At 60.5% G+C, this 22548-nt stretch carries 15 protein-coding genes and 1 tRNA gene; 11 read left to right on the top strand and 5 right to left on the bottom strand.

Annotated elements, in window-relative coordinates:
• Positions 1-366: 366 nt before the first annotated feature.
• From VGV41_RS17930 to VGV41_RS17900, 7 genes are all read left to right on the top strand, one after another.
• Positions 367-1866, top strand: coding sequence for a TM0106 family RecB-like putative nuclease (locus tag VGV41_RS17930; protein ID WP_326865343.1), 1500 nt, complete (start codon positions 367-369; stop codon positions 1864-1866).
• Positions 1863-3080 carry an SIR2 family protein gene (locus VGV41_RS17925; protein WP_326865342.1) on the top strand — a complete coding sequence of 406 codons (1218 nt, stop codon included), beginning with the start codon at positions 1863-1865 and terminating at the stop codon, positions 3078-3080. The genes VGV41_RS17930 and VGV41_RS17925 overlap by 4 nt, the downstream gene beginning before the upstream one ends.
• Positions 3044-4954 carry an ATP-binding protein gene (locus VGV41_RS17920; protein WP_326865341.1) on the top strand — a complete coding sequence of 637 codons (1911 nt, stop codon included), beginning with the start codon at positions 3044-3046 and terminating at the stop codon, positions 4952-4954. The genes VGV41_RS17925 and VGV41_RS17920 overlap by 37 nt, the downstream gene beginning before the upstream one ends.
• Positions 4851-5162, top strand: coding sequence for a KTSC domain-containing protein (locus VGV41_RS17915; protein WP_326865339.1), 312 nt, complete (start codon positions 4851-4853; stop codon positions 5160-5162). The genes VGV41_RS17920 and VGV41_RS17915 overlap by 104 nt, the downstream gene beginning before the upstream one ends.
• 15 nt (positions 5163-5177) lie before the next feature.
• The gene (locus tag VGV41_RS17910) at positions 5178-7235 is read left to right on the top strand and encodes a hypothetical protein (RefSeq protein ID WP_326865337.1); all 2058 of its coding nucleotides are present in this window, start codon (positions 5178-5180) and stop codon (positions 7233-7235) included.
• A 205-nt stretch (positions 7236-7440) separates the two neighbouring features.
• On the top strand, positions 7441-10425 hold the full coding sequence (locus VGV41_RS17905) for a BPTD_3080 family restriction endonuclease (protein WP_414705149.1): 2985 nt from the start codon (positions 7441-7443) through the stop codon (positions 10423-10425).
• A gap of 8 nt (positions 10426-10433) precedes the next feature.
• On the top strand, positions 10434-13313 hold the full coding sequence (locus VGV41_RS17900) for a site-specific DNA-methyltransferase (protein WP_326865335.1): 2880 nt from the start codon (positions 10434-10436) through the stop codon (positions 13311-13313).
• Positions 13314-13460: 147 nt separating this feature from the next.
• On the opposite strand, the gene VGV41_RS17895 is transcribed toward VGV41_RS17900, so the two are convergent.
• Complete coding sequence (locus tag VGV41_RS17895; RefSeq protein WP_326865334.1) at positions 13461-14906, bottom strand: hypothetical protein; 1446 nt, start codon at positions 14904-14906, stop codon at positions 13461-13463.
• 283 nt (positions 14907-15189) lie between these two features.
• Positions 15190-15279, bottom strand: a tRNA-Ser gene (locus tag VGV41_RS17890).
• A 248-nt stretch (positions 15280-15527) separates the two neighbouring features.
• Between VGV41_RS17890 and VGV41_RS17885 the strand changes: the two genes are divergently transcribed.
• The 4 genes from VGV41_RS17885 to VGV41_RS17870 all read left to right on the top strand — a co-directional run bounded on the left by VGV41_RS17885 (position 15528) and on the right by VGV41_RS17870 (position 19452).
• Positions 15528-16442 carry a septal ring lytic transglycosylase RlpA family protein gene (locus VGV41_RS17885; protein ID WP_326865333.1) on the top strand — a complete coding sequence of 305 codons (915 nt, stop codon included), beginning with the start codon at positions 15528-15530 and terminating at the stop codon, positions 16440-16442.
• Between the two features lie 73 nt (positions 16443-16515).
• Complete coding sequence (locus tag VGV41_RS17880; RefSeq protein ID WP_326865332.1) at positions 16516-17718, top strand: D-alanyl-D-alanine carboxypeptidase family protein; 1203 nt, start codon at positions 16516-16518, stop codon at positions 17716-17718.
• Between the two features lie 40 nt (positions 17719-17758).
• Positions 17759-18427, top strand: coding sequence for a dTMP kinase (gene tmk, locus VGV41_RS17875; protein WP_326865331.1), 669 nt, complete (start codon positions 17759-17761; stop codon positions 18425-18427).
• Positions 18424-19452 carry a DNA polymerase III subunit delta' gene (locus tag VGV41_RS17870; RefSeq protein ID WP_326865330.1) on the top strand — a complete coding sequence of 343 codons (1029 nt, stop codon included), beginning with the start codon at positions 18424-18426 and terminating at the stop codon, positions 19450-19452. Before tmk ends, VGV41_RS17870 begins: the two co-directional genes overlap by 4 nt.
• Positions 19453-19456: 4 nt before the next feature.
• Here VGV41_RS17870 and VGV41_RS17865 read toward each other — a convergent pair whose 3' ends face one another.
• The 3 genes from VGV41_RS17865 to VGV41_RS17855 form a co-directional block, all read right to left on the bottom strand.
• The gene (locus VGV41_RS17865; RefSeq protein WP_326865329.1) at positions 19457-20857 is read right to left on the bottom strand and encodes a S41 family peptidase; all 1401 of its coding nucleotides are present in this window, start codon (positions 20855-20857) and stop codon (positions 19457-19459) included.
• 173 nt (positions 20858-21030) lie between these two features.
• Positions 21031-21204, bottom strand: a complete 174-nt coding sequence (locus VGV41_RS17860) for a hypothetical protein (protein WP_326865328.1) — start codon at positions 21202-21204, stop codon at positions 21031-21033.
• Positions 21205-21576: 372 nt separating this feature from the next.
• Positions 21577-22512: an alpha/beta hydrolase family protein gene (locus VGV41_RS17855; protein ID WP_326865327.1), complete on the bottom strand. Its 936-nt coding sequence runs from the start codon at positions 22510-22512 to the stop codon at positions 21577-21579.
• Positions 22513-22548 lie beyond the last annotated feature (36 nt).

The raw sequence follows: 22548 nt of genomic DNA, 5'->3' as shown, positions 1-22548 counted from the left end.
CAGCGTCTTTGACCCATTTCTTGCTGGGTAGCCTTGGACCTTTGACCTCCGTCTTGCGGGCGCAGTTCAGCACGCCGCGCAGCAACGTTCCCACTGGTCGCGGAAACTGATCTCCAGCTTGGGGGACAATGTTCGCTAGTTGTTCGCGGCTGGAAGTGAAATCTGCTAGAGACGAAGCGGGTCTATATCGACAGAATGTAGCAAGCGCGCAGCCCTGCGGCCAGAGGTTGAGCCGCTACAGGGGATATGGATATCTATGGGGCAACGTCCCTTTCCGTCGATTCGAGCAAGGGCGTGAAGGGGCCTCCAGCCACCGGATGGAACTTGCCCGTCCGGCGCCGAAGAGCCAATCCGGGAAATCTATCAATGACACCGCCCGTAACAGCCGCATTGCTTTACGACTTAATTGCATGCCCCCACCGCGTAACGATGGACCTGTACTCTGATCCCTCGGAACGGGACGAGCCGAGCGCGTTCGTCGAACTTCTCTGGGAAAAGGGTTCGTTATACGAAAAGGAAGTCATTGCAGGTCTCAAAGAGCGATTCCTCGATCTCTCTCATTTCGCAGGTGACGAAAAGGAACAGCGCACATCCGAGGCAATGCAACGCGGCGAACCGCTGATATACGGCGGGCGTATCCAGATCGACGGTCTTTTGGGCGACCCCGATCTACTGCGCAAAAAAGAGTCGGGATACTTGGCTGGCGATATAAAATCCGGTTCAGGCGAGGAAGGGCCGGACGATAATTCCAAACCAAAACTCCAGTACGTGGTTCAGCTTGGTCTCTACACCGACATTCTGGAACGCAAAAATCTTTCTGCGAGCCGCCACGCGTTCGTGTGGGACATACATGGCAGGGAAGTCTCCTACGATTTTCAGGCGCCGTACGGGAAACGCAGCGCGCGTACGCTTTGGCAGGACTACGAGGATGCGCTTGGCCAAGCCCAATCGATCGTCAACAAAAGATTGGTGACGCTTCCCGCCTTCGGGGCCATCTGCAAGCTTTGCCACTGGTACTCGCTGTGCGTCGAACAATTGAAGAAAACCGACGATCTGACGATGATCCCTGAACTTGGTAGGTCGAAGCGCGATGTGATGTATGGCAGCGTCCGGACGGTCGCGCAGCTCGCTAGCACAGACCCGGAAAGCTTTGCCAATGGCCAGAAGAGCGTATTCCCGGGAATAGGGCTCGGCACGCTTCGTAAATTTCACGAGCGGGCGAAGCTACTGTCGGCCAAAGACGGTACACCCTACACCCGCGAGCCTATAGCGTTCCCTGATCATGAGTGCGAGCTGTTCTTCGACATCGAAGTCGATCCCATGCGCGACATCTGTTACCTGCATGGGTTTGTCGAGCGCCTCGGCCAAGACAACGCAACGGAAAGATTCGTCTCCACATTTGCCGAAACAGCTACGCCGGCGGCTGAAAAAAGGGCATTCGGTGAGGCATGGACCTACATCCAAGATCGCCAGCCTTGCACGATCTACTACTATTCGAAATATGAGCGTACGGTATACCGTGCGCTTCAGGAAAAATATCCGGACGTTTGCAGCGCTGACGATATTGAACGTCTTTTTGATCCTACCAACGCGATCGACCTTTACAATGACATTGTAAAAAAGACGACCGAGTGGCCCACCTGGGATTTTTCGATCAAAACACTTGCAAAGTATCTCGGATTTTCGTGGCGTGACACCCACCCATCTGGCGCCGCTTCGATTGAATGGTTTCACCGCTGGATCGATTCGGCCGACCCTGCGATCCGTCAGCGCATACTCGATTACAATGAGGACGACTGCCGCGCGACACGCATCTTGCGTGACGCCCTCGCAAACTTGCCAGTCATGGCGGAGCCCATAGCATGACCAATGGACAGCCGTCGCACGACGCGCAGAAGACCCTCGCCGACCTTCGAGATCATCTGGCGCGGCACGACAAGCCCATTGCTTTCTTTTTCGGCGCGGGCACTTCGTGTTCGATAACCGTGCCCGTTGCCGGAGGCAAAACGCAGCCAGTGGTCCCCGCCGTGCCGGGCCTGACCGCAGCTTGCAAAAAGGATTGCGGCGAACTGGGAGAAAAATTTGCGAAGGCCTGGGCCTCGATTGAAGCTCACTGCGAAGAGGCAAAGCTTGATCCCCACATTGAGAACGTCCTTTCCCGCTTGAGGATGATGCTCAACGCCATTGGCAAGGACGATACGTTGTGCGGCCTCAAGGTCGACGAGCTGGATAAGCTTGAAGAATGTGTGCGCAAGACAATCGCTCGAATCGTGACGCCTGAGCTCAAGATCCTTCCCGAAGATTTCGCGCATCGAAAATTAGCGCGGTGGATCGCCAAGACTTCCCGGAAATGCTGTGTGGAGATTTTTACGGTAAACTACGATGTGCTCATTGAGCACGCCCTTGAATCGGAGCGTGTTCCCGTCTTCGACGGGTTTGTGGGGAGCTACCAGCCTTTTTTCCACCCGGACAGTGTGAGGCGGGCCGAAACGGCGCCGGGCGCGAATTGGACTCGCCTGTGGAAGATGCACGGCTCCGTCACTTGGCAGCGCATCGAGCAGGACGGGCGCAGCCGCGTCGTTCGGGGTGCGATCGACCCGGCGGGAGAAATGATTATGCCGTCGTTTCAAAAATACGATGAATCACGCCAACAGCCTTATGCGGCATTCACCGACCGTCTAACTCGCTTTTTGGAACAGGATGATGCCCTTTTAATTGCGGCGGGATTTAATTTTGGAGATGAGCACATAAACAACCTGATTTTCGGAGCATTAGAGAACCGACCCCGGACTCATGTCTATGCCTTGCAGTTTGAGGAACTTGCGGATGATAGCGTGCTGATTAAGCGCGCCTATCAACGATCTAATTTGATTGTGGTGGGGCCGCACACCGGCGTAATAGGAGGGCGTCGTTCGAAGTGGGCGCCTAACGAAATCCCGTCTTTCATGGATGGAGTGTTCGAGCTGAAATCCGAAGCCGTTGCTGCCGGCGGTGACGCTTCCAAGGTGCCGAAGTCTGGCGTCATGAAGATCGGCGACTTCGCTTGCTTCTGTCGTTTTCTCGAATCTATGGCCAACTGAAGCGCATGCCGCTAGCCGATCCAACATATATCGGGCAGGTGGCCTCCGTTACGGGCGCGGTTATTCGGGTCCGGCTGCGCGAGGATATGCCCTCCACCCTTGTCATGATCGGCGGCGAGTCATACCGCGTCGGCCAGATAGGGGGATTCTTCCGCGTGCCATTGGGCTACACGAACCTATACGCGGTATGCACGCAGATTGGCGCTGATGCCGCGCCGCCGGGCAGCGGGCAGCCCAGTTTTGGCGCTGCGCTCGAAGACGATAAACAACTTCATCTTTCCGGCTATCGCTGGATGACCATCGTTCTGTTCGGCGAGACTTTAGGCGGCGAATTTGAGCGCGGCGTCGGTCAGTATCCGACAGTTGGTGACGAAGTCCATCTAGTGACCAATGATGATCTAAAGATTATCTATGGTTGGGCGAAGGGCAAGAAAGGCACGATCTCGGTTGGCCGGATCGCGGCGGCGTCGGGAATATCGGCGGACATCAGCATTGCGGGGCTTGTTAGTCGGCACAGCGCAGTCGTTGGTTCGACGGGTGCTGGAAAATCAAACCTCGTTACGGTTCTACTGGAAACTGTTTCGGACGGCAGCTTGCCCAATGCGCGCGCGATTGTCATTGATCCGCACGGCGAATATGCGACAGCGCTCGGCGAGCGTGCGCGTGTATTCCGCATTCGGCCGAATGAGGAGGCCGGCGAAAGGCCTCTTTGGGTGCCATTCTGGGCCCTTCCGTTCGCAGAGCTTCAGCAACTCACGTTGGGGGGCCTCCAACCGAACCATGAGGCGGCGATCCGCGATGAAGTGCTTGATATGAAAGTCGCGGCTGCTGCTCATCTCGCCCTTCCGCCGCCGCCTGAAACGCTGACGGCGGACTCGCCAGTGCCGTTCAGCGTTAAGAAGCTTTGGTACGAACTCGATAAATTCGAGAGGGTGACGTTTCCTGTTAACGCGCCGCAAACCGCCGCAAACGCCTATGCTCCCGAACAAGTGGGAGATGCCAGCCTTCTTCGGTCGGATCGATATCCTGCGGCGAGTCCCTATAATCAGGCGCCTTATAAGAACCAGAAAAAGCGTAACATTGAGCGTCACCTCGACCTCATGCACAGCCGCCTTAAGGATGCACGGTTCTCGTTTCTTTTTAACCCGGGTGGCGGCTACGAACCCGACTTGAATGGCCAGGTACAGAATGATCTCAACGCTCTTGTCAGGGACTGGGTTGGGCATGACAAGCCAATAACGATCTTCGATGTTTCAGGTTTACCGTCTGAAGTGCTTCCAACTATCGTCGGCACGATGTTGCGCATTGTGTACGACATGCTGTTTTGGGCGCAGGATCTGCCGATAGGGGGGCGACAGCAACCGCTTCTTATTGTGCTCGATGAGGCCCATCGCTTTGTTCCCGAGGGCGTTGAGACGCCCGCCCATCGCACTTTGTCGATGATTGCAAAGGAAGGGAGGAAATACGGGACTGGCCTGATGCTGGTCACGCAACGGCCTTCTGAAATCGACGGCGCAATTCTAAGCCAATGCGGCTCCTTGATCGCTCTTCGACTCACCAATTCGGCCGATCGCTCCAAGGTTTCGGCCGCCATTCCCGATGACCTTGGCGGCCTTGTCGATCAGTTGCCTTCGTTGCGGACGGGCGAAGGTGTTTTCCTGGGCGAGGTGATGCCAATCCCATCGCGTGTGCGCGTGCGTAAGGCGAGGCAAAAGCCTGTTGGCGATGATCCGAAGCTTCCAGATGTTTGGCAAACGCCGGATCGCCCCGATGGAAACCTCTACACACAAGCGCTCGCCAACTGGCGTGCCCAGTCCACGTCGGCTGAGATCGAAGATAATCAAGACCAAGAAGAGGGAGGTGGCAATGCCTGAAATGATTTTTGTAGACTCAAAGAACATCGAGGCGATCGGTTACGACGCCGTATCGCAGGAACTCCGTATAAGGTTTCTGAGGTCGGGAGAAACGTACGTGTATTACGCTGTAGAGGAGTGGAGGCATCAAGAGCTCATGCAGGCGGATTCAAAGGGCATTTATCTTAACGCCAACATCAAGCCAAATTACCAGTTCGCGAAATTATAACGCAGACTTGCGTAGATGGCAAAACAGCTAGCGAAGAAGGTCAGAATTTCAAAACGGGCGCATGTGTCCGATGCCTTAGTCAGCCAGATTCGTTCCGCTTTCGACAAATCGGAGCAATGCATCGTTTTTACAAACAGAGCTGACGTTGTCGCACATTTCGGTGCGCCTCAAAGTGGCAGGCTTGAGGATGAGCTGTTTCGGCGCATTTCTGCCATTTTGCCTAGCGCAAAGCCCTCGGATTTCGACACGCATGACCTGCGCGACATCGCAAAAGTTTTTACGTTGGAAGATGCGCTAGCTGGCTCACGTCGCCGGCGGGATGCGGCCATCCTCCTTCTACTTCAGCCTCTAGGTGCAGGATCGCAGCTTAAGAGGCCGAACCACTCGTCATGGGAGCAGGCGGCGACACTCGGCCGAGCGCTCGTTGCGCTCGACGCATTTTATGTTCCTAATCCCCGTCACCGGGTCGTCGCTGAAGCGGCGAGGCGACTGGCCGGAAGAGGCTATAAAGTCTCCGTGAAGCACACGCGTCCGTGGATATCACATCGCGAACTCAAGCGCGCAACCGCGTACATACAGAAGATATTCAATCAGCTTGGCATCCAAAAGGTTCTCGGAAATCTGTGCAGTGAGATGCGCCTGCGCCATGTCTATGACTTCGATCAGTACCTGACAGGGCGGCGCTATTCTCCCACTGGGCACGATGCGTCATTCCCATTTGGGTATCTAGTCAATCTGGCCGTCAAAACCCCCGACGTTGGACCGCACCACTCTGACCCCACTCACGCATGGCGGGACGCGTTAGAGCTTGCACGAGACCTCGTCGCCATTATCGATGTCGAACCACAGAATCAGTTCTGGGCGATTAACACCGCTTCGAAACGGCTTGACGATTTGCTTCGCGAAATCGGTCTCTATGACCATCTTTTCGGTTTGAAACAGTGGTCTCTCTTTGTCACGCCCCTTGTGCTACGCGGCCTATTCGGCGGTGGCCATAATCAAGCGATGCGCCGGAAATACGGCTGGGACATTGACGATGCCATCCGACTTTGTGAGTCTATCATTCTATCGGCGCACACCGATCCGGCGCGTTTGAGCCGCGCAGACCTGATGAAGCGGGGGCTCACGGATAGTCAACTCGATAAGATGATGCCTCATTTTGTTTACGGCGCGGGCGTCGTAAACTCTAGGTATTTGTCTCCACTACTTGCCGAAAAAAGCGATCTTATGTTTAGGCCGCTCATCGAAGGCACTAACAACTCCTTCATCGTACCTGCGGCGTCCCTCGCAGGTCCGGCGTTCTACGAAGCGACCATGGTCGCTGCCCGCGCTGCTTTGCCCAAACCAGTTATTGCCGAGATCACGGGAAACGGCACAGAGCGTGTTACCGAGTTGCTGCTTCGTCACGTTGGGACATCCCCCTCACTCATCGGTGAGAGATATAATCAGAACCAGCCGGACGAGGGAGAATGCGACATCGTTTTGGAGGACAAGGACAATATTGTTCTGATCGAGTGCAAAGCAAAGGCGCTCACGCGAGCGGCAATGGCGGGCGTATCTGGCTACGCCCTTATGGATTACGCGGAAGGGGTCCTAGCCGCTCAGGCGCAAGGACTTCGGCATGAACGCCTGCTGCGCACCAATGGCTTTATTCAGTTTGATAGCGGGAAGAGGCTCGAGCATCGAGGACGGCAGATTACCCGACTGAGCGTCACCTTGCTCGAACACGGTACTCTACAGGATGCTTCGTTATTTTGGTCGCTCTTTGACACAATTCTTCGATCAAACGTACGCGCAGGCACCAAGCATCCGAGGAAACAGAAAATCGACGAAATTAACGACCTGATCGCCACTATTGGCAAAGAGGTTGGTCTTATTCAGGCCGTCGGGCATCCAATTCGGAAAACGGTCTTGGGTGGAGCATCAGTCAACATCGGTCAGCTCGCTATATTTTTGGTTGGCGCAAAGGATATTGGACACTTCGTCAGGCGCGTCAACGTGAGGGCTACGGCCAACACAGGGAATCCGCTACTCGAATTTCACTTCCTTAAGTCGCAGGGTATGGTTGACTGAGAGCTGACCGCCATCTTGCCGGATTTTTCCACAGGAGAATCAATCAGGAGTGTATAGCCTTACCGGCACTCCAAGTTACGCACCGGCCGGTGGTGGGTAACGGCCGACGACCAGTCGGAAGGCTGACTTTAGCGATGGCGACCGGTAGTCTAGCCTTCAAAAAGAGAGCCGAGGGAATTCAGTGGCTCGGGGTATTGGGGTGGAGATGGGGTTCGCCAACGATCCAATCATTAACTCACCGTTCGAGAAGCCGAAATCACACTATGAGCTGGATGGCGACGGCCAACCGACGGGCAAGGTGCTGCCCGATCGGCGAAAGAGCATCTATGTCGTCCCGGTGCCGGCGGCACGCCGGAGGGGGGCACAACAGGGCCAGCTTGCGCTGGAGGACAAGGTCACCACCAACGTCCTCGTCAACAAGATCCGGCAAGAGGTCGACAAGTGGCGCGAGCTGCCACCCGGCAAATGGGGCGTGACGCCGGAAAGCCAACGCCTCCTGCTGCATTGGCAAGACCCTGATCGCGAACGAAGGCTGTTCTTCTGCCAACGCGAGGCGATCGAGACGCTGATCTGGCTCACCGAAGTCGCGCCGAAAGAATTTCGAACGGAAATCGAGACTGCCAACGCCGAAGCCAATCCCGGCCTTTATCGTCTCGCCTGCAAAATGGCGACCGGCGCCGGCAAGACCACCGTCATGGCGATGATCATCGCGTGGCACGCGGTGAACCGCGCACGCCGGCCTGGCTCTAAGCACTTTTCCGACGCGTTTCTGATCGTCACGCCGGGCATCACCATCAGGGACCGCCTGCGGGTGCTCAAGCCGCAGGATCAGCAGAACATCTATCAGCAGCTCGATCTCGTGCCGCCGGACATGATGGATGCGGTGCTCAAGGCGCGGATCGTCATCACCAATTATCACGCCTTCATGCTGAAGGAGAAAGAACAGGTCTCCAAGCTCAACCGGCAAATCCTCGGTGGGCGCGAAGGCGAGAAGAAATTCACCGAAACCATCGGTGAGATGGTCGCGCGCGTTGGCGGAACCGACCTGCTGGGACGCAAGAATATCATCGTGCTCAATGACGAGGCGCATCATTGCTATCGGCGCAAGGTTGGCGATGAGGAGGAAGATGCGGCGCCGATGACGGCGGAAGAGCGGGCCGAGGCCGAGAGCAACGAGAAGGCGGCGCGCGTCTGGATCAGCGGGCTTGAGGCTTTCGCCGGCCACATCGGCCTCGAAGCTGTCTACGACCTGTCCGCCACGCCGTTCTTTCTGCGTGGCTCCGGTTACGACGAGGGCGAGCTGTTTCCCTGGGTGGTGTCCGACTTTGGGCTGCTCGACGCCATAGAGAGCGGCATCGTCAAGGTGCCGCGGCTGCCGGTGCTGGACGACGCCATCAAGGGCGAACTGCCGAAATTCCGTGATATCTACAATGTCATCCGCAAGGAGAACCCGCGCGCGTTTCCAATGCGTGGGCGGCGCACACAAGCCGCGGTGGCAGATCCGAGCCAGCTTCCGCACCATCTGCTCGAAGCGGCCATCGAGGCGCTCTACAAGCATTATGCCGAGATGTTCGCCAAGTGGGAAAAGGTGCCGGAGCTTGGCCGTCCACCCGTGTTTATCGTCGTCTGCAACAACACGTCGACGTCGAAGCTCGTCTACGACTGGATTTCCGGCTACGACAAAACCGAAGGCGAGGGCGAGGACGCTAAGACCCGGACCGTTCCTGGCAAACTACCGCTGTTCTCCAATGTCGATGAGGACGGCCGCTGGCGCCGGCGCTTCCGTACCTTCCTGATCGATTCGTCTCAGCTCGAATCCGGCGAGGCACTGTCGGACGATTTCAGAAAAGTGGCGGCGCGCGAAATCGACGAATTCAAGAAAGAAAAGCAGGCGCGCGGTGAATCGGTCGACGACATTACCGACGCCGACATTCTGCGCGAGGTCATGAACACGGTCGGCCGGCCCGGCCGGCTTGGCGCCGATATTCGCTGTGTCGTGTCGGTGTCGATGTTGACCGAAGGCTGGGACGCCAACACGGTCACCCACATCATGGGCGTCCGCGCTTTTGGCACGCAGCTTTTGTGCGAGCAGGTAGTGGGCCGCGGCTTGCGCCGTGTGTCCTACGAGGTCGATCCCAAGACGGGCTTCTTCCCGGTCGAATATGCGGAAGTGCTTGGCGTGCCCTTCTCGTTCGCGCAGAGCGGCGGTGGGGGCGATCCACCGCCGCCGCCGCGCGTCACCCGCGTGCGCGCGCTGGAAGAGCGGCGGAAAGAACGCGAAATCCGCTTTCCCAACGTCGAAGGCTACCGCGTCGAGTTTCCGCGTCGGCCGCTGCGGCCGGTGTTCACCGACGACAGCAAGATGGAGTTGACGCCGGACGACGTCCCCAATGTGACCGAAGCCGAGCCCTTGATCGGCGAGGGCATCACCTTCGATCTGCGCGAGGACGCCGAGAAGCTGCGGCTCAAGTCAGTCGCCTTCGACGTTGCCGGTCTCCTGCTGCGCGAGAAATTCCCCGATCAGGTCTGGCGCTACCCGGAACTGGTACGCATCACGGAGCAATGGTTCGAGCAGTGCCTGACCACGCAGGGCAAGAGCCCGAAACAGTACCTGAAATGGCGGCCTTTGGCGCAGCGGGCGGTTGACCGCATTTTTAGGGCGCTCGTCGGCTCACTCACCGGCCCGGCCAACGGAACGCGCGGGCGCCTACTCCCGATCGTCAATCCGCTCAACCCGGAAGGCTCGACCCGCCACGTCGATTTCACCACCTCCAAGCAGACGCTGATCCCGACCACTCTCTCGCACGTCAATTACGTCGTCTATGACAAGGACTGGGAGGCGGGTTTCACCGAGCGGCTGGAAAAGCTCAGCGACGTTGTCGTCTCCTATGTCAAGAATCACAGCCTGCATTTCGAGGTGCCGTACGAATACGGCGGCGACACGTTTCGTTATCGCCCCGACTTCATCGTCCGCCTCAAGGGTGCTGAACGGCTCAATCTCGTGGTCGAGGTCAAGGGCCAGCGCGACGCCAAGGATGCGGCCAAGGCCGACACCATGCGCAAGGTCTGGATTCCCGCAGTGAACAACTCCGGCCAATATGGCCGCTGGGACTTTCTGGAACTGACCGACATTCCCTATGACATTGAAGACCGCCTGCGCGCCTTCGTGCGCGCGCCGGCGATGGCGTGAGGACCAGGATGGCAAAAGGAACCAAACGAAAAACAGGCGCCGAGGCAGACGTCGAGAGCTACAGGCACAAGGAGGCCAAGCGCAAGAACATCCCGACGGCCGAGAACCAAAAGCTGGTCGCCGACGAGGATAAGGCGATCAAGAAGCTACGCTGGCCGCGGAATCTCGATCTCGATCCGCAATTGGTCTGGCGCGGCAAGGATTTTGAATCCGATCCTTTGGAAGTCGATGCGCCGCCGATCTACATTCAGGAGAAGATTCAGCCTGGTGCGATTATCAAGGACTTGCAGAAGCAATCCAAAGAGCGTGCTAAAGAGGACACCGAGCAATTCGATTTCTACGGCGACTTCAACGGTCTTCCTGAAGGCTGGAAGGAGGACGCGACCCAGAGCTATTACCACGACGAGGGCAACTGGCAGAACCGGATGATCCTCGGCGATTCGTTGCTGGTTATGGCGTCGCTGGCGGAACGCGAGGCGCTGCGGGGAAAGGTGCAATGCATCTACATCGATCCGCCGTACGGAATCCGGTTTAACTCGAACTGGCAACCGTCGACGAAGAGCAAAGACGTCAGAGACGGTCAGCTAAGCGCGGTGTCGCGTGAGCCAGAAGTTATTCGCGCCTTCCGTGATACATGGAAGGATGAGATTCACTCTTATGTCAGCTATTTACGCGACCGGCTGATTGCTGCGCGGGACTTACTCGCAGAAACTGGATCGATTTTTGTACAGATTGGCGAAGAAAATACGCATCTAGTTCGATGCTTGCTTGACGAAGTGTTTGGGCCCGGAAATCTCTGCACTTCGATTGTTATCGCAAAGACCGTAGGCCAAACAGCGGACATCCTACCGAACGTCGCTGATTACGTCATTTGGTACGCCAAAGATAGAAGTCGGCTTAAGTATCGTACATTGCTCAGATTGAAAGAATTCGGAGGGGAGGGGGTCTCTGGTTATCGGCTCGTGCAGTTGCCAGATGGCACCGAGCGCACAATGACCGCCGCAGAAAGAGCGGGCATAGTTTCGCTGTCCTCAGGAAGCCGCGCATTTGGAATTGGCGACCTTAGCTCCCAGCGACAAGGCCGACCTTCAGGTGAAGGGTCCGCTATGGCCTTCACGATTAAGCTTCATGGCCGCGAGTTTCGACCATCGGGTACGCGTGGATGGTCAACAACTCAGACTGGAATCGAGCGTCTCATTAAGGCCGCCCGAGTCTCGACAACTGCGACGGGAGGCATCGGATACGTTCGTTTTTTTGATGATTTTCCAGCGTTTCCATTGACGAATATTTGGTCTGATACGGTTGGGCAGGGGCAATACGGCGGCGAGAAAATCTACGTGGTCCAAACTGCGCTCGCAGTCATGGAGCGCTGCATCCTGATGACGACTGATCCTGGCGACCTCGTTCTCGACCCGACCTGCGGCTCGGGAACGACAGCGTACGTCGCCGAGCAGTGGGGACGCCGCTGGATCACCATCGACACTAGTCGCGTCGCGTTGACGCTCGCGCGCGCGCGGCTGATGGGTGCCAAGTACGAATACTATCTTCTCAAGGATAGCAAGGACGGTGCGGGCAAAGAAGGCGAGAGTACCGGCAAGCCGCCGGCTAAGGGGCCATTCACGAACAACATCCGCCACGGCTTCGTCTATGAGCGCGCGCCGCATGTGACCCTGAAATCCATCGCCAACAACGCCGAGATTGACGTGATCTGGGAGCGCTGGCAGAGGACGCTGGAGCCGCTGCGCGAGAAGCTAATCAAGGCCCTCAAGAACTCCTGGGAAGAGTGGCAAATCCCATCCGAACCCGACGAATCATGGCCGGCGGCGGCCAAGAAAACGCATGCCGCGTGGTGGGATGCGCGGCGCGCGCGGCAAAAAGAGATCGACGACTCGATCGCGCGCAACGCCGACGTCGAATATCTTTACGACCGGCCCTACAAGGCGCGCGGCGTGGTGCGGGTCGCGGGACCGTTCACCGTTGAGAGCCTGTCGCCGCACCGCGTGCTGCCGATGGAGGAGGACCCGTACCTGGCGGAGGCTCTGGCGGCGAAAGGCGAAGATGTGGATGGCCGGGACAAACCCCGCCATGACGCCGGAGGGATGGTCACCACCGACTTCGCCCAGGTGGTGTACGAGAACCTCAAAACCTCCGGTGTGCAGAACACCAAGAAAGACGAGCGGCTGATGCTGGAGAATCTCCGGCCTTTCGCCTCGCGTAGCGGGATGATCCAGTTTGAGGGCCGCTATCAAGAGAAGGGCGCGAGCAAGCGCGCTGCTGTCTGCATCGGCCCGGAATACGATACGGTGGGCTATGACCTCGTTCGCCGCGCCGCGCGCGAGGCGGTCGATATGTTCGACATGCTGATCGTCTGCGGCTTTGCCTTTGCGCCGGAGGTAGACGACACACGGCTGAATTTCGGCAACCTGACGGTGCTCAAGGCGCGCATGAACCAGGACCTGCGCATGGCCGACAAGCTCAAGGCGACCGGTGCCGGCAATCTGTTCGTCGTGTTCGGCGAGCCGGATATCGTCATTCACAAGGAAAAGAACGACATGCTGAAGGTGGAAATCCGCGGCATGGACATCTTCGATCCGACCACCGGCGAAGTGCGCTCGTCGACCGGCTCGAACCTCATGAACGACGTGGCGGCATGGTTCATCGACAGCGACTACGACGAAGAAAGCTTTTTCGTGCGGCAGGCCTATTTCGTCGGCGACGATCCCTATGACGGGCTCAAGCGGGCGCTGAAGGCCGAAATCGACGAGACGGCCTGGGCGGAATTGAATTCGACGGTGTCGCGGCCGTTCCTGAAGCCGGAGCGCGGACTGATTTGCGTCAAGGTAATCAACCACTTCGGCGACGAAGTGCAGAAGGTATTCTCCGTCTAGTCCGTATGCCGATGGATGCCCGCGGCAGTGACAGCCCGTCCGGTAGTGACCCAATTCGCATTCCAAAAGCTAGATCAAGCGATCGGTGGATCGCTATGAGAGGCCGGGTGCAATCTCGTTGTTCGTGCGTCGATTTCCATTCGATAGCTACTTCTTCTTCGGCGTCAGGTCCCTCGGCCACCGGTCGCCCTTCGCAAGCTCGTCGAATGGCAGGTTGTAAAACAGGCCTGCCCAGTCGATCTCTTTTGGGAGCGGCGCTTTTGCAAGCTCCTCGACATCTGCTTGACTAAATACACCAGCGCCGTACTCATCGTGCTGATCTGATGGCTTTCTGCCTGCTTGCCGTCTGCTAGCAGAAGGATTGACCTTGTTGCGGCTGTCCTCTAGTCGCTTTGCATGTCTAAGCGAGTGGAAGGTTTGCAGGAGCACTGTTTCGGCGCCGGCAGCTTTGAAGAGTCTCCCCATCCGCTTGCTCGCGGCCCGCGCCGGATCGTCGACCTGGTTTAATTGAACGAAAACAAATCCCTCTTGTTTCCGGGCCCATTCGACAAATCCCATTCTGTCGAGAAACTCATGGAGAACATAGAATTGCAATGATTGTTCGGTCTTGTAGCCAATCTTGATAGAGTTTCCGTCCTCAACAATGACATTTTCCGGAACAACTACCCAGTTGTCATGATATCTTAATATGCGTTCTCCACGCATCGACACAAGGATCGACAGCCGCCGACCGGTCAGAAACCCGAGTAGAGGAAGCATGATGTCAGCGAGCACGCCCGTTCGCTTCGCAAAAACAAAAATTCGATTTAGTGTCTCGAAATCGGGCGGGATTTGCTGTCGCGGAACAGGAGCATCCTTCGGAATTTTGATGCTGACGTTCATGAGCGGGTAGGGTATTCCAGCCTGCTCGCACCCTTCTTTCAGAATTGTTTTGATGCGAGTGAGATAGTTGTCTTTGATGCTGCTCTGAGCGAGCGTTGCGGTCTTTGGCTCGCCGGCGTCTCGGCGTCTCTTTTCCTCTTTGATGTATTCGCGGATCTTTGAGACATCGTAGTCCTTCTGGCGGGCATAATGGGCCGGCAAGTGACGTATTTCGTTTACAAAAATTTGGAGATCGCGTTTCGTATAAGTGTTAACCGGCTTATCTTCCATTAGTTGGAGAAAGACGTCCCGGCGGTGCCTCAGATAGGCGATTTCAACCGCCGCATCCTCGCCGTCCGTTTCCTGAAGTAGCCGAATGTAGTCGTCAGCGGCTTGGCTAAACTTCGGGCCTTCTTTCGCCTTCAGCTCGGCCTGCAGTGTGTTCAGCCCTACCTCTAATCGCCCCAGCGTATCGCCAGCCGCCCTTCTTCGATTTCTTTCATGTGCTTCAGCCGGCGGCACGACAACCAATTGGTTTAGGATCTCGTCCGACTGCGTCTCATCGTTGCGCCGCGTCGGTGAGGGTTCCGGTCCGAATGTGACGAGGTCTTCCAGGCGAGTCTCGGGGGGCAGAGGACCGTCCGGGCGAGGCACCAATTCGCCTTCGTCGTCAAGGATCAGCAGGTCCCGCACCTTCACGACCAAACCCCTGGTAGCGGTCAGATCTTTCACAAGAGGGCTCCTTTCGAGGCGGTCGAAGACGAGTTGGCTTGCTGCCGCGAGTAGTACGGCCGTCCGGTGAGCTTCCCTCGCCGGGACAGGGCCAATTCGAATTCGAAGGGGTGAAAATCGGAACTCTGGGTCAAGTGTCCGCGGGAGGCGCCGTTGAAAGATCCATACTGAGCCGCGCCTGGTGAGAAATTTGCTAACGCGTGAATTGCGCATGCGTACAACCGCCCCTACATTGAGGGGTAGACGCTTCTTGTCACCGCGGTTTTGCGGGATATTGGGATATTGGCGGAAGGGGTGGGATTCGAACCCACGGTACCCTTGCAGGTACGCCGGTTTTCAAGACCGGTGCCTTAAACCACTCGGCCACCCTTCCACTGACCGCCCGGCGTAAACCGCGCGGGCGGCTTAGCGCTCCTTGGCGCTCCCTCCCAATGGTGCAATGCGGCCACACTTGCAAGGGCAGGGCGGCTCAGTTATCCCGGATTCGCCTGCCGGGGCGAGCAACCCGCCTTAAGTCGCTGTGGAACCAAACGTTTACCATGACGGAGCGGCGGCGGTTCACGGCCCGGGCTGTTTAGGTTAAGATCGAACTTCCTTCGACGGGGACTTAAGGCCATCAGCATGGGTTTGCGCGGCGACGGCGCCATCGGCCGTTGGGCACGTCTTGCGGCAGTCGCCGCGGGCGGCCTCGCGCTCGCCAACTGCTCCGGCGGTCTCTCGGGCAGAATCGATCCGCGCTATGGCGTGTCCGCCAGCGCCCGCGTGATCGAGCCGGGCCAGCCGGTGCCGAAGGGCGGTGGCGTCTATCGCGTCGGCAAGCCTTACGTCGTCGCCGGCCGCGTCTACGTGCCGGAAACCGATCCGCATTACACCGCCACCGGTCTCGCGTCCTGGTATGGCGACGACTTCCATGGCCGTTACACCGCCAACGGCGAGATCTTCGACGAGAACGCCATCTCCGCGGCGCATCCGACGCTGCCGCTGCCGTGCTACGCGCGCGTCACCGACCTCAATAACGGCCGCTCCATCATCGTGCGCGTCAACGACCGCGGCCCCTATGCCAAGGGCCGGCTGATCGATCTGTCGGTGAAAACGGCCAAGCTGCTCGGCTTCTACGGCCACGGCATCGCCAAAGTGCGCGTCGACTTCGTCGGCATGGCGCCGCTCGCCGGCTCCGACGACCGCAAGCTGATGGCGACCCTGCGCGAGGGCACGCCGGCTGAGGCGCCGGTCATGGTCGCCTCGGCGAAACCTTTCGTGCCGACCTATTTCGATCGCCGCCCGATGACGCAGGTGGCGCCGATCCCGCCGGATCGCCCGTACCGCCTCGGCGAGGCGGACATTGCGATGGATACGTCACCGGAGCCGGCGGTCGCGCAGGCCGCGCCGGCGGCACGCACCGTCGAGCTGGCGGCTGCGTCGCGCACGCCGGCGGTCACCGAGACGCCGCGCTACTCGCCGGTGTCGGCCTATGCCCCGGCGCGTGACGAAGGCGCCCGCGCCACCGGCTTCATGAGCGGCCGCGGCCTCTACTAGGCAACCTTCGGCTCGACAAAGCCATCATTCTGCGCCATCTCAGGATGCAGGCGGTACGGGCAACAATCGGGCTATGCGTTCGCGCTTTTCATCTCTGCTGACGGCGGCGCTCGCCGCGGCGCTCCTCGTCGCGCAGCCCGCGCTGGCGCAGCGCAAGGACGAGCCGAAGAAGGATGGGCCGCAGATCGCCGCGCCGCATGCGCTGCTGATCGACGCCGAAAACGGCGGCGTGCTGTTCGAGCGCGATCCCGACAAGCTGATCTTTCCGGCGAGCCTCGCCAAGCTGATGACCGCCGAATACGTGTTCCATCAGCTCACCGAAGGAAAAATCAAGCTCACCGACGAATACGAGGTCAGCGAGAACGCCTGGCGTAAGGGCGGTGCGCCGTCGCATTCCTCGACGATGTTCGCTGCCTTGCACAGCCGCGTCAGCGTCGACGACCTGCTGCACGGCATGATCATCCAGTCGGCCAACGACGCCTGCATCGTCATCGCGGAGGCGCTCGCCGGCGACGAGGCCGCGTTCGGCGACAAGCTGACCGAGCGCGCGCGCCAGATCGGGCTGACGCAGTCGGTATTCAAGAACTCGAACGGGCTGCCAAATCCGGACGAGAAGGTGACGACGCGCGAACTGGGGATGCTCGCGCGCCACATCATCCTCGACTATCCCGAGTTCTATAAGATCTTCGGCCAGACCGAATTCACCTGGAACAGGATCAAGCAGCCGAACCGCAATCCGCTGCTCGGCATGGGCATCGGCGCCGACGGATTGAAAACCGGCTTCACCAAGGACGCCGGCTACGGCCTCGTCGGCTCGGCGGTGCAGAACGGGCTGCGGCTGATCGTCGTCGTCAACGGCGACAAGACGGCGAAGGAGCGCGCCGACGACGCCAAGAAGCTGCTGGAGTGGGGCTTCCGCAGCTTCGAACAGCGCATCCTGTTCGCCGAAGGGCAGACGCTCGGCACAGCCAAGATCTATGGCGGCGCCGAGGGCCACGTGCCGCTGGTCGCCAGGGGGCTGGTCAAGGTGATGATGCCGAAGGCCGGCGGCGAGCGGCTCATCGCGCGCATCGTCTACACCGGCCCTGTTCCCGCGCCGATCAAGAAGGGCCAGCCGATCGGCGCGGTCAAGGTCTGGCGCGGCGAGAACCTGGTGCTGACGCAGCCGCTCTACGCCGGCGAGGATGTCGGCAAGGGCACGCTGCCGCAGCGAGCCTTCGATGCTGTGACCGAAATGGTGATCGCCCTGTTCCGTGCCGGCGCCGAGCGGTTATAAAGGCTTACCGGGCGCGTCGCCCGGCGGCCGACGAGACGCGATGCGCGGACATTTCATCACCTTCGAGGGCGGGGAAGGCAGCGGCAAGTCGACTCACGCCGCAGCACTTGCCGAGCGGCTGCAGGCGCAGGGCATCGCGGTGGTGCGCACGCGCGAGCCGGGCGGCTCGCCCGGCGCCGAGATCATCCGCCACATTCTGCTCTCCGGCATCGCCAAGCCGCTCGGCGCGGAGGCGGAAGCCTTCCTGTTCGCCGCCGCGCGCGACGATCACGTGCGCAACACCATCCTGCCGGCGCTCGAGGCCGGCCGCTGGGTCATCTGCGATCGCTTCATCGATTCCACACGCGTCTATCAGGGCGCGCTCGGCAACGTCGAGGCCAAGCTGATCCGCGGCCTCGAGCGCATCACGGTCGGAAAGGCCGCGCAACCGGAGCTGACGTTCCTGCTCGACGTGCCGGCGACGGTAGGGCTGGCGCGTGCGCAGTCGCGGCGCGGCGGTGCCGCCGCCGACCGCTTCGAATCCGAGTCGGTCGAATTCCACGAAAAGCTGCGCGCCGCCTATCGGGCGCTTGCCGCCGCGGAGCCTGCGCGCATCGTTGTCGTCGACGGCCGCGCGCCGCGCGAGGTCGTCGCCGAGCGCATCTGGACCATCGTCGAGGAACGGCTACATCCGGCATCGTCGCTGTCTATCGAGGCGGTCGCGCCGTGAGCGAGGACGACAGCGACATCAAGGGGCCGCGCGAGACGCTCGCTCTGTTCGGACACGAGGCGGCCGAGCGCGCATTGCTCGACGCCTACAAGAGTGGCCGCATCGCGCATGCCTGGCTGATCGGCGGCCCGCCCGGCATCGGCAAGGCGACGCTCGCGTTCCGCTTTGCCCGTTTCGTGCTGGCGCATCCCGATCCGCTGGCGGCGGAGGTGCAGGCGGCGACGTCGCTCGCCATCGACGCGGACCATCTCGTTGCCCGCCGGATCGCAGCGCAGGCGCAGGGCGACCTGCGCGTGCTCGAGCGCGTGCTCAACGAGCAGACCGGCAAGCTCTACACCAATATCCGCGTCGACGACGTCCGCCGCATGGTCTCGTTCTTTGCCGGCACGGCGGGCGAGGGCGGCTGGCGCATCGCCATCGTCGACGCTGTCGACGACCTCGCGCGCGAGGGCGCCAATGCCTTGTTGAAGGTGCTGGAGGAACCGCCGGCCCGCACGCTGCTCTTGCTCATCAGTCATTCGCCGGGGCGCGAGCTGCCGACCATCCGCTCACGCTGCCGCCGCCTGCTGCTCCGGCCGCTGGAGCAGGAGCAGGTGGTGCACGCCCTCGCGGCGGCGACCGGACGCGACGCCGAGGAGCCGGAACTGGCGAAGGCCGCGGCGGCGTCGGACGGCAGCGTGTCGCGCGCGCTGGCGCTGCTCGACGGGCCGGCGCTGGCGCTGCGTCAGCGCGTGCTCGACGCGATCTTCCAGTTGCCCAATCCCGACCCGCGCGCGCTGCACGCGCTTGCCGATGCGCTTGCCGGCACCGACCCGCAGGTGCTGGCGACGTTCATGGATCTGGTGAACGGCTGGCTGTCGCAGCGGCTCGGCCGCGGCGATGGCGATGCGCGCATTTTGGTGCGCGCCGCCGAGGTTTGGGACAAGGTCAACCGGACGGCGCGCGACGTCGACGCCTACAATCTCGAGCGCAAGCCCTTCGTCTTCTCGGTGTTCACCGAGCTCGCCGCGCTCGGCCGCGCCTGACGGGTTACTTCTCCGCCTGGCCCGACGTCGTGCCCGGGTTCTTCGCCAGATAGGTGAGGGCGGCCTTCAGCTGCGAGTCGTGGTCGGTGCCGATCAACTCGTTCTTGATCGGCGTCGCATAATCCACGTGGCCTTCCTTCGCCATGTCGGGCTTGTCATCGTCGTCCGACGACTGCTCGCCGCCCTTCGGCGCATTCGGCTTGGCAGCGGGCTTGGCTCCGAGCACGCCGGGATTGGCGAAGGCGCCCTGCAACTGGCTCTCGTGCAGGATCACGCCACCTTCGACCTGCTCGTCCTTCGGCACGTCGACGACGACGTTCGGCGAGATTCCCTTGCCCTGAATCGAGCGGTCGCTCGGCGTGTAGTAGAGCGCCGTCGTCAGGCGCAGCGCGCCGTGGCCGTTGAGGGGGATGACGGTCTGCACCGAACCCTTGCCGAAGCTCTGCGTGCCCATGATCGTGGCGCGCTTGCGGTCCTGCAGCGCGCCGGCGACGATCTCCGAGGCGGACGCCGAGGCGCCGTTGATCAGCACAACGACCGGCACGTTCGGCAGCAATTGCGCCGACGCCGAGCGATAAACATGGTCGTCGTCGGGATTGCGGCCGTGGATGCTCACGACCTTGCCGCTGCCGAGGAAGTCGCCGCCGATCGAAACCGCGGCCGAGAGCAGGCCGCCGGGATCGTTGCGCAGATCGAGCACGAAGCCCTTCAGGTTGCCGTTCGCCTGCTGCTTGAGCTGCTCGACCGCCTTCTTGAAGTCTGCCGCCGTTTCCTCGCCGAACTCGGTGACACGCACGTAGCCGACGTCATTCGGCTGCATCTTGGACTTGACCGTCGCGACATTGATGATGCTGCGCGTGATCGTCACGTCGAACGGCGCCTTGGTGCCGCGCAGGACCGCGATGGTCACCTTGGTGCCGGGATCGCCGCGCAGTTGGCGCACGATCTTGGTCAGGCCCATGCCCTGCGTGCTGTGGCCGTCGATGGCAACGATGAGGTCGCCCGGCTGCATGCCGGCCTTCGAGGCCGGCGTGCCGTCGATCGGCGCAATCACTTTCGGTACGCCGTTCTGCGACGAGATCTGGATGCCGAGGCCGCCAAACTTGCCGGCGATGTCCGCCTGCGTCTCGCGGAATTCCTGCTCGTTCATGTAGTCGGAGTGCGGGTCGAGCCGGTTGAGCATGCCCTTCAAGGCGTCGTCCGTGAGCGTGGCGGAGCCGACCGGGTGCACGTAGTCGTGCTGCACCAACTGGATGACGCCGCCGATCAAGGCGAGGTCCGAGGTGGACAGCTTGCCCTGGTCGGCCTGCGCCTGGCGCGGCGCGGCGATGGCGCCGTTCAACGGCGGCATGGCTCCGATCGCGGCGGCGACAACGCCGGCGATGAGCAGTCGCGACTTCAGCATGCAGGAACCCCAAAAAAGACTGCGAAACCCACCGCATAAACGGCAAGGGACACGCAACGTTCCCCCTCTCGGGTATTAGGAGCCGTTCTCAACCAATTCAAGCCTCCCCGTGCCGCCTCGCCCCGAATTTACGAGACGTGAACGGGGCGGTCTGAAGCGCGCCTTGAGGTGCCTCAAGCCGCCCGGTTCTCCCGGGCCGGCGCCGCGGCGCGGATTTCGGCCCGCGCCCGTCGCTCGAACTCCGCGGCAAGACGCCGCAATTCCTCGGCAACGAAGGGATCGGCGGCATCATCGGCAGCGCGCCGGCAATGCTCGGCCTGGTTCTGGAGATACTGGGTCGCTGTCATGGCTCGGTGGACGTCCCTGCGCGTCTTTTTGTTGCTGTTGCGGCGCGCTTCTCAACGCGGACGGCGAGGCCCGGTTCCTCGGGCAGGATGACGCGCCGGCCCGGAACCCGGCGGACGAGCAGGCCGCGCTGCCGCTGCTTAATCCTGAGGTAGAATCGGCCTTGCGGATCGAGGCGGACAGGCGTAACGCCCGGAAGATGCTGGACAGTTTGCCGCTATGTCCGAATTGCGTCCACCCGATGCGCCTGACGCGCCGCATCGAGCCGGACGCGACCTATCGCGGGCAGAACGTGTTCGAATGCAATGCCTGCCGAGTGGCCCTGACGCAGCCCCAGCCGGCCGAACTCCGCACGCCAAAATAGTAAGCTAGCGTCAGCTCCTCATGTGACGGGCGAAGAAGGCAAGCGTGTCCGCGACGGCGCGTAGCTGCACCGCATCCGGCGCGTAGACGCCGGCGTCATTGCGTTCCGGATAGACGAAGCCGTGCAGCGCGTGGTCGTAGCTCTTCCAGTCGGCATCTTTGCCTGCTTCGGCGAGCAGATCGTAGCTGACGCGGAAGATGCCCTGCAGTTCATCGCTGTCGCGGCCCTGCACGAAGATGGGGGTTTTGATCGGCGCGACGCGCGCCTTGGCGATCTCCTCGGTGATGCGCGGACGCACCTTTTCCGGCTCGCGCATCAACATCTTCTCGACGTTGAGCAGGCCCGTAGCCGGGTCGACCTTGGCCGTTTCGTCGGGCTTGAGCCGCAGGAATTCGTGCGAGGCCGGCTCGCTCGCCACCATGGCGCGGAAGCCGTGGTATTCCGAGGCGATCTTTAGCGCCATCTCGCCGCCGTGGCTCATGCCCATGTAGCCGACGCGTTTGGCGTCGACGAACGGCAGAGTCTTCACGTAATCGGCGATGGCGATGGCGTCCTCGTATTCGAGCGGCCCGCGGTTGAGCAGTTGCCGGCCCTGCCGACCGGACGAGATCAACTTGCCGATCCTGTCGTAGGCGTAATCGACCTCGGCGCGGTAGCGCATCCACACCGCGACGTAGCCGGCCGCGACGTACTGCTCCTGGGTCCAGCTGAGATTCTGCACATGCTCGCGCAGCATCGCCATGCCGCCGCCGCCATTGCCGGTCGCGAACAGCACGATAGGGAAGGGGCCCGGCCCTTCCGGCTTGCGCAGCGCGATCGGGATGTAGGCGCCGTCGATCGCCTCCACGTACATCAGGTGGACCGGGATGGCCGAGCCTTTGACCTTTTCAGAGACGATAACGTGTTCGGGATCGATGGCCTTCGGCGGCCATGCATCGGCGCTCATATGGACCTTCAAAGAGACAGACGAAACGGCGGGAGC

Source organism: Pseudolabrys sp., assembly GCF_035943735.1.
GTDB lineage: Bacteria > Pseudomonadota > Alphaproteobacteria > Rhizobiales > Xanthobacteraceae > Pseudolabrys.
This window is presented reverse-complemented; position numbering and strand designations above follow the sequence as displayed.

Coding starts and splice junctions, on each gene's coding strand:
- VGV41_RS17925 (WP_326865342.1), top strand. CDS start 1,863: ATGACCAATGGACAGCCGTCGCACGACGCGCAGAAGACCCTCGCCGAC.
- VGV41_RS17900 (WP_326865335.1), top strand. CDS start 10,434: ATGGCAAAAGGAACCAAACGAAAAACAGGCGCCGAGGCAGACGTCGAG.
- VGV41_RS17905 (WP_414705149.1), top strand. CDS start 7,441: ATGGGGTTCGCCAACGATCCAATCATTAACTCACCGTTCGAGAAGCCG.
- VGV41_RS17880 (WP_326865332.1), top strand. CDS start 16,516: ATGCGTTCGCGCTTTTCATCTCTGCTGACGGCGGCGCTCGCCGCGGCG.
- VGV41_RS17885 (WP_326865333.1), top strand. CDS start 15,528: ATGGGTTTGCGCGGCGACGGCGCCATCGGCCGTTGGGCACGTCTTGCG.
- VGV41_RS17865 (WP_326865329.1), bottom strand. CDS start 20,857: ATGCTGAAGTCGCGACTGCTCATCGCCGGCGTTGTCGCCGCCGCGATC.
- VGV41_RS17860 (WP_326865328.1), bottom strand. CDS start 21,204: ATGACAGCGACCCAGTATCTCCAGAACCAGGCCGAGCATTGCCGGCGC.
- VGV41_RS17910 (WP_326865337.1), top strand. CDS start 5,178: ATGGCAAAACAGCTAGCGAAGAAGGTCAGAATTTCAAAACGGGCGCAT.
- VGV41_RS17915 (WP_326865339.1), top strand. CDS start 4,851: ATGGAAACCTCTACACACAAGCGCTCGCCAACTGGCGTGCCCAGTCCA.
- VGV41_RS17855 (WP_326865327.1), bottom strand. CDS start 22,512: ATGAGCGCCGATGCATGGCCGCCGAAGGCCATCGATCCCGAACACGTT.
- tmk (WP_326865331.1), top strand. CDS start 17,759: ATGCGCGGACATTTCATCACCTTCGAGGGCGGGGAAGGCAGCGGCAAG.
- VGV41_RS17930 (WP_326865343.1), top strand. CDS start 367: ATGACACCGCCCGTAACAGCCGCATTGCTTTACGACTTAATTGCATGC.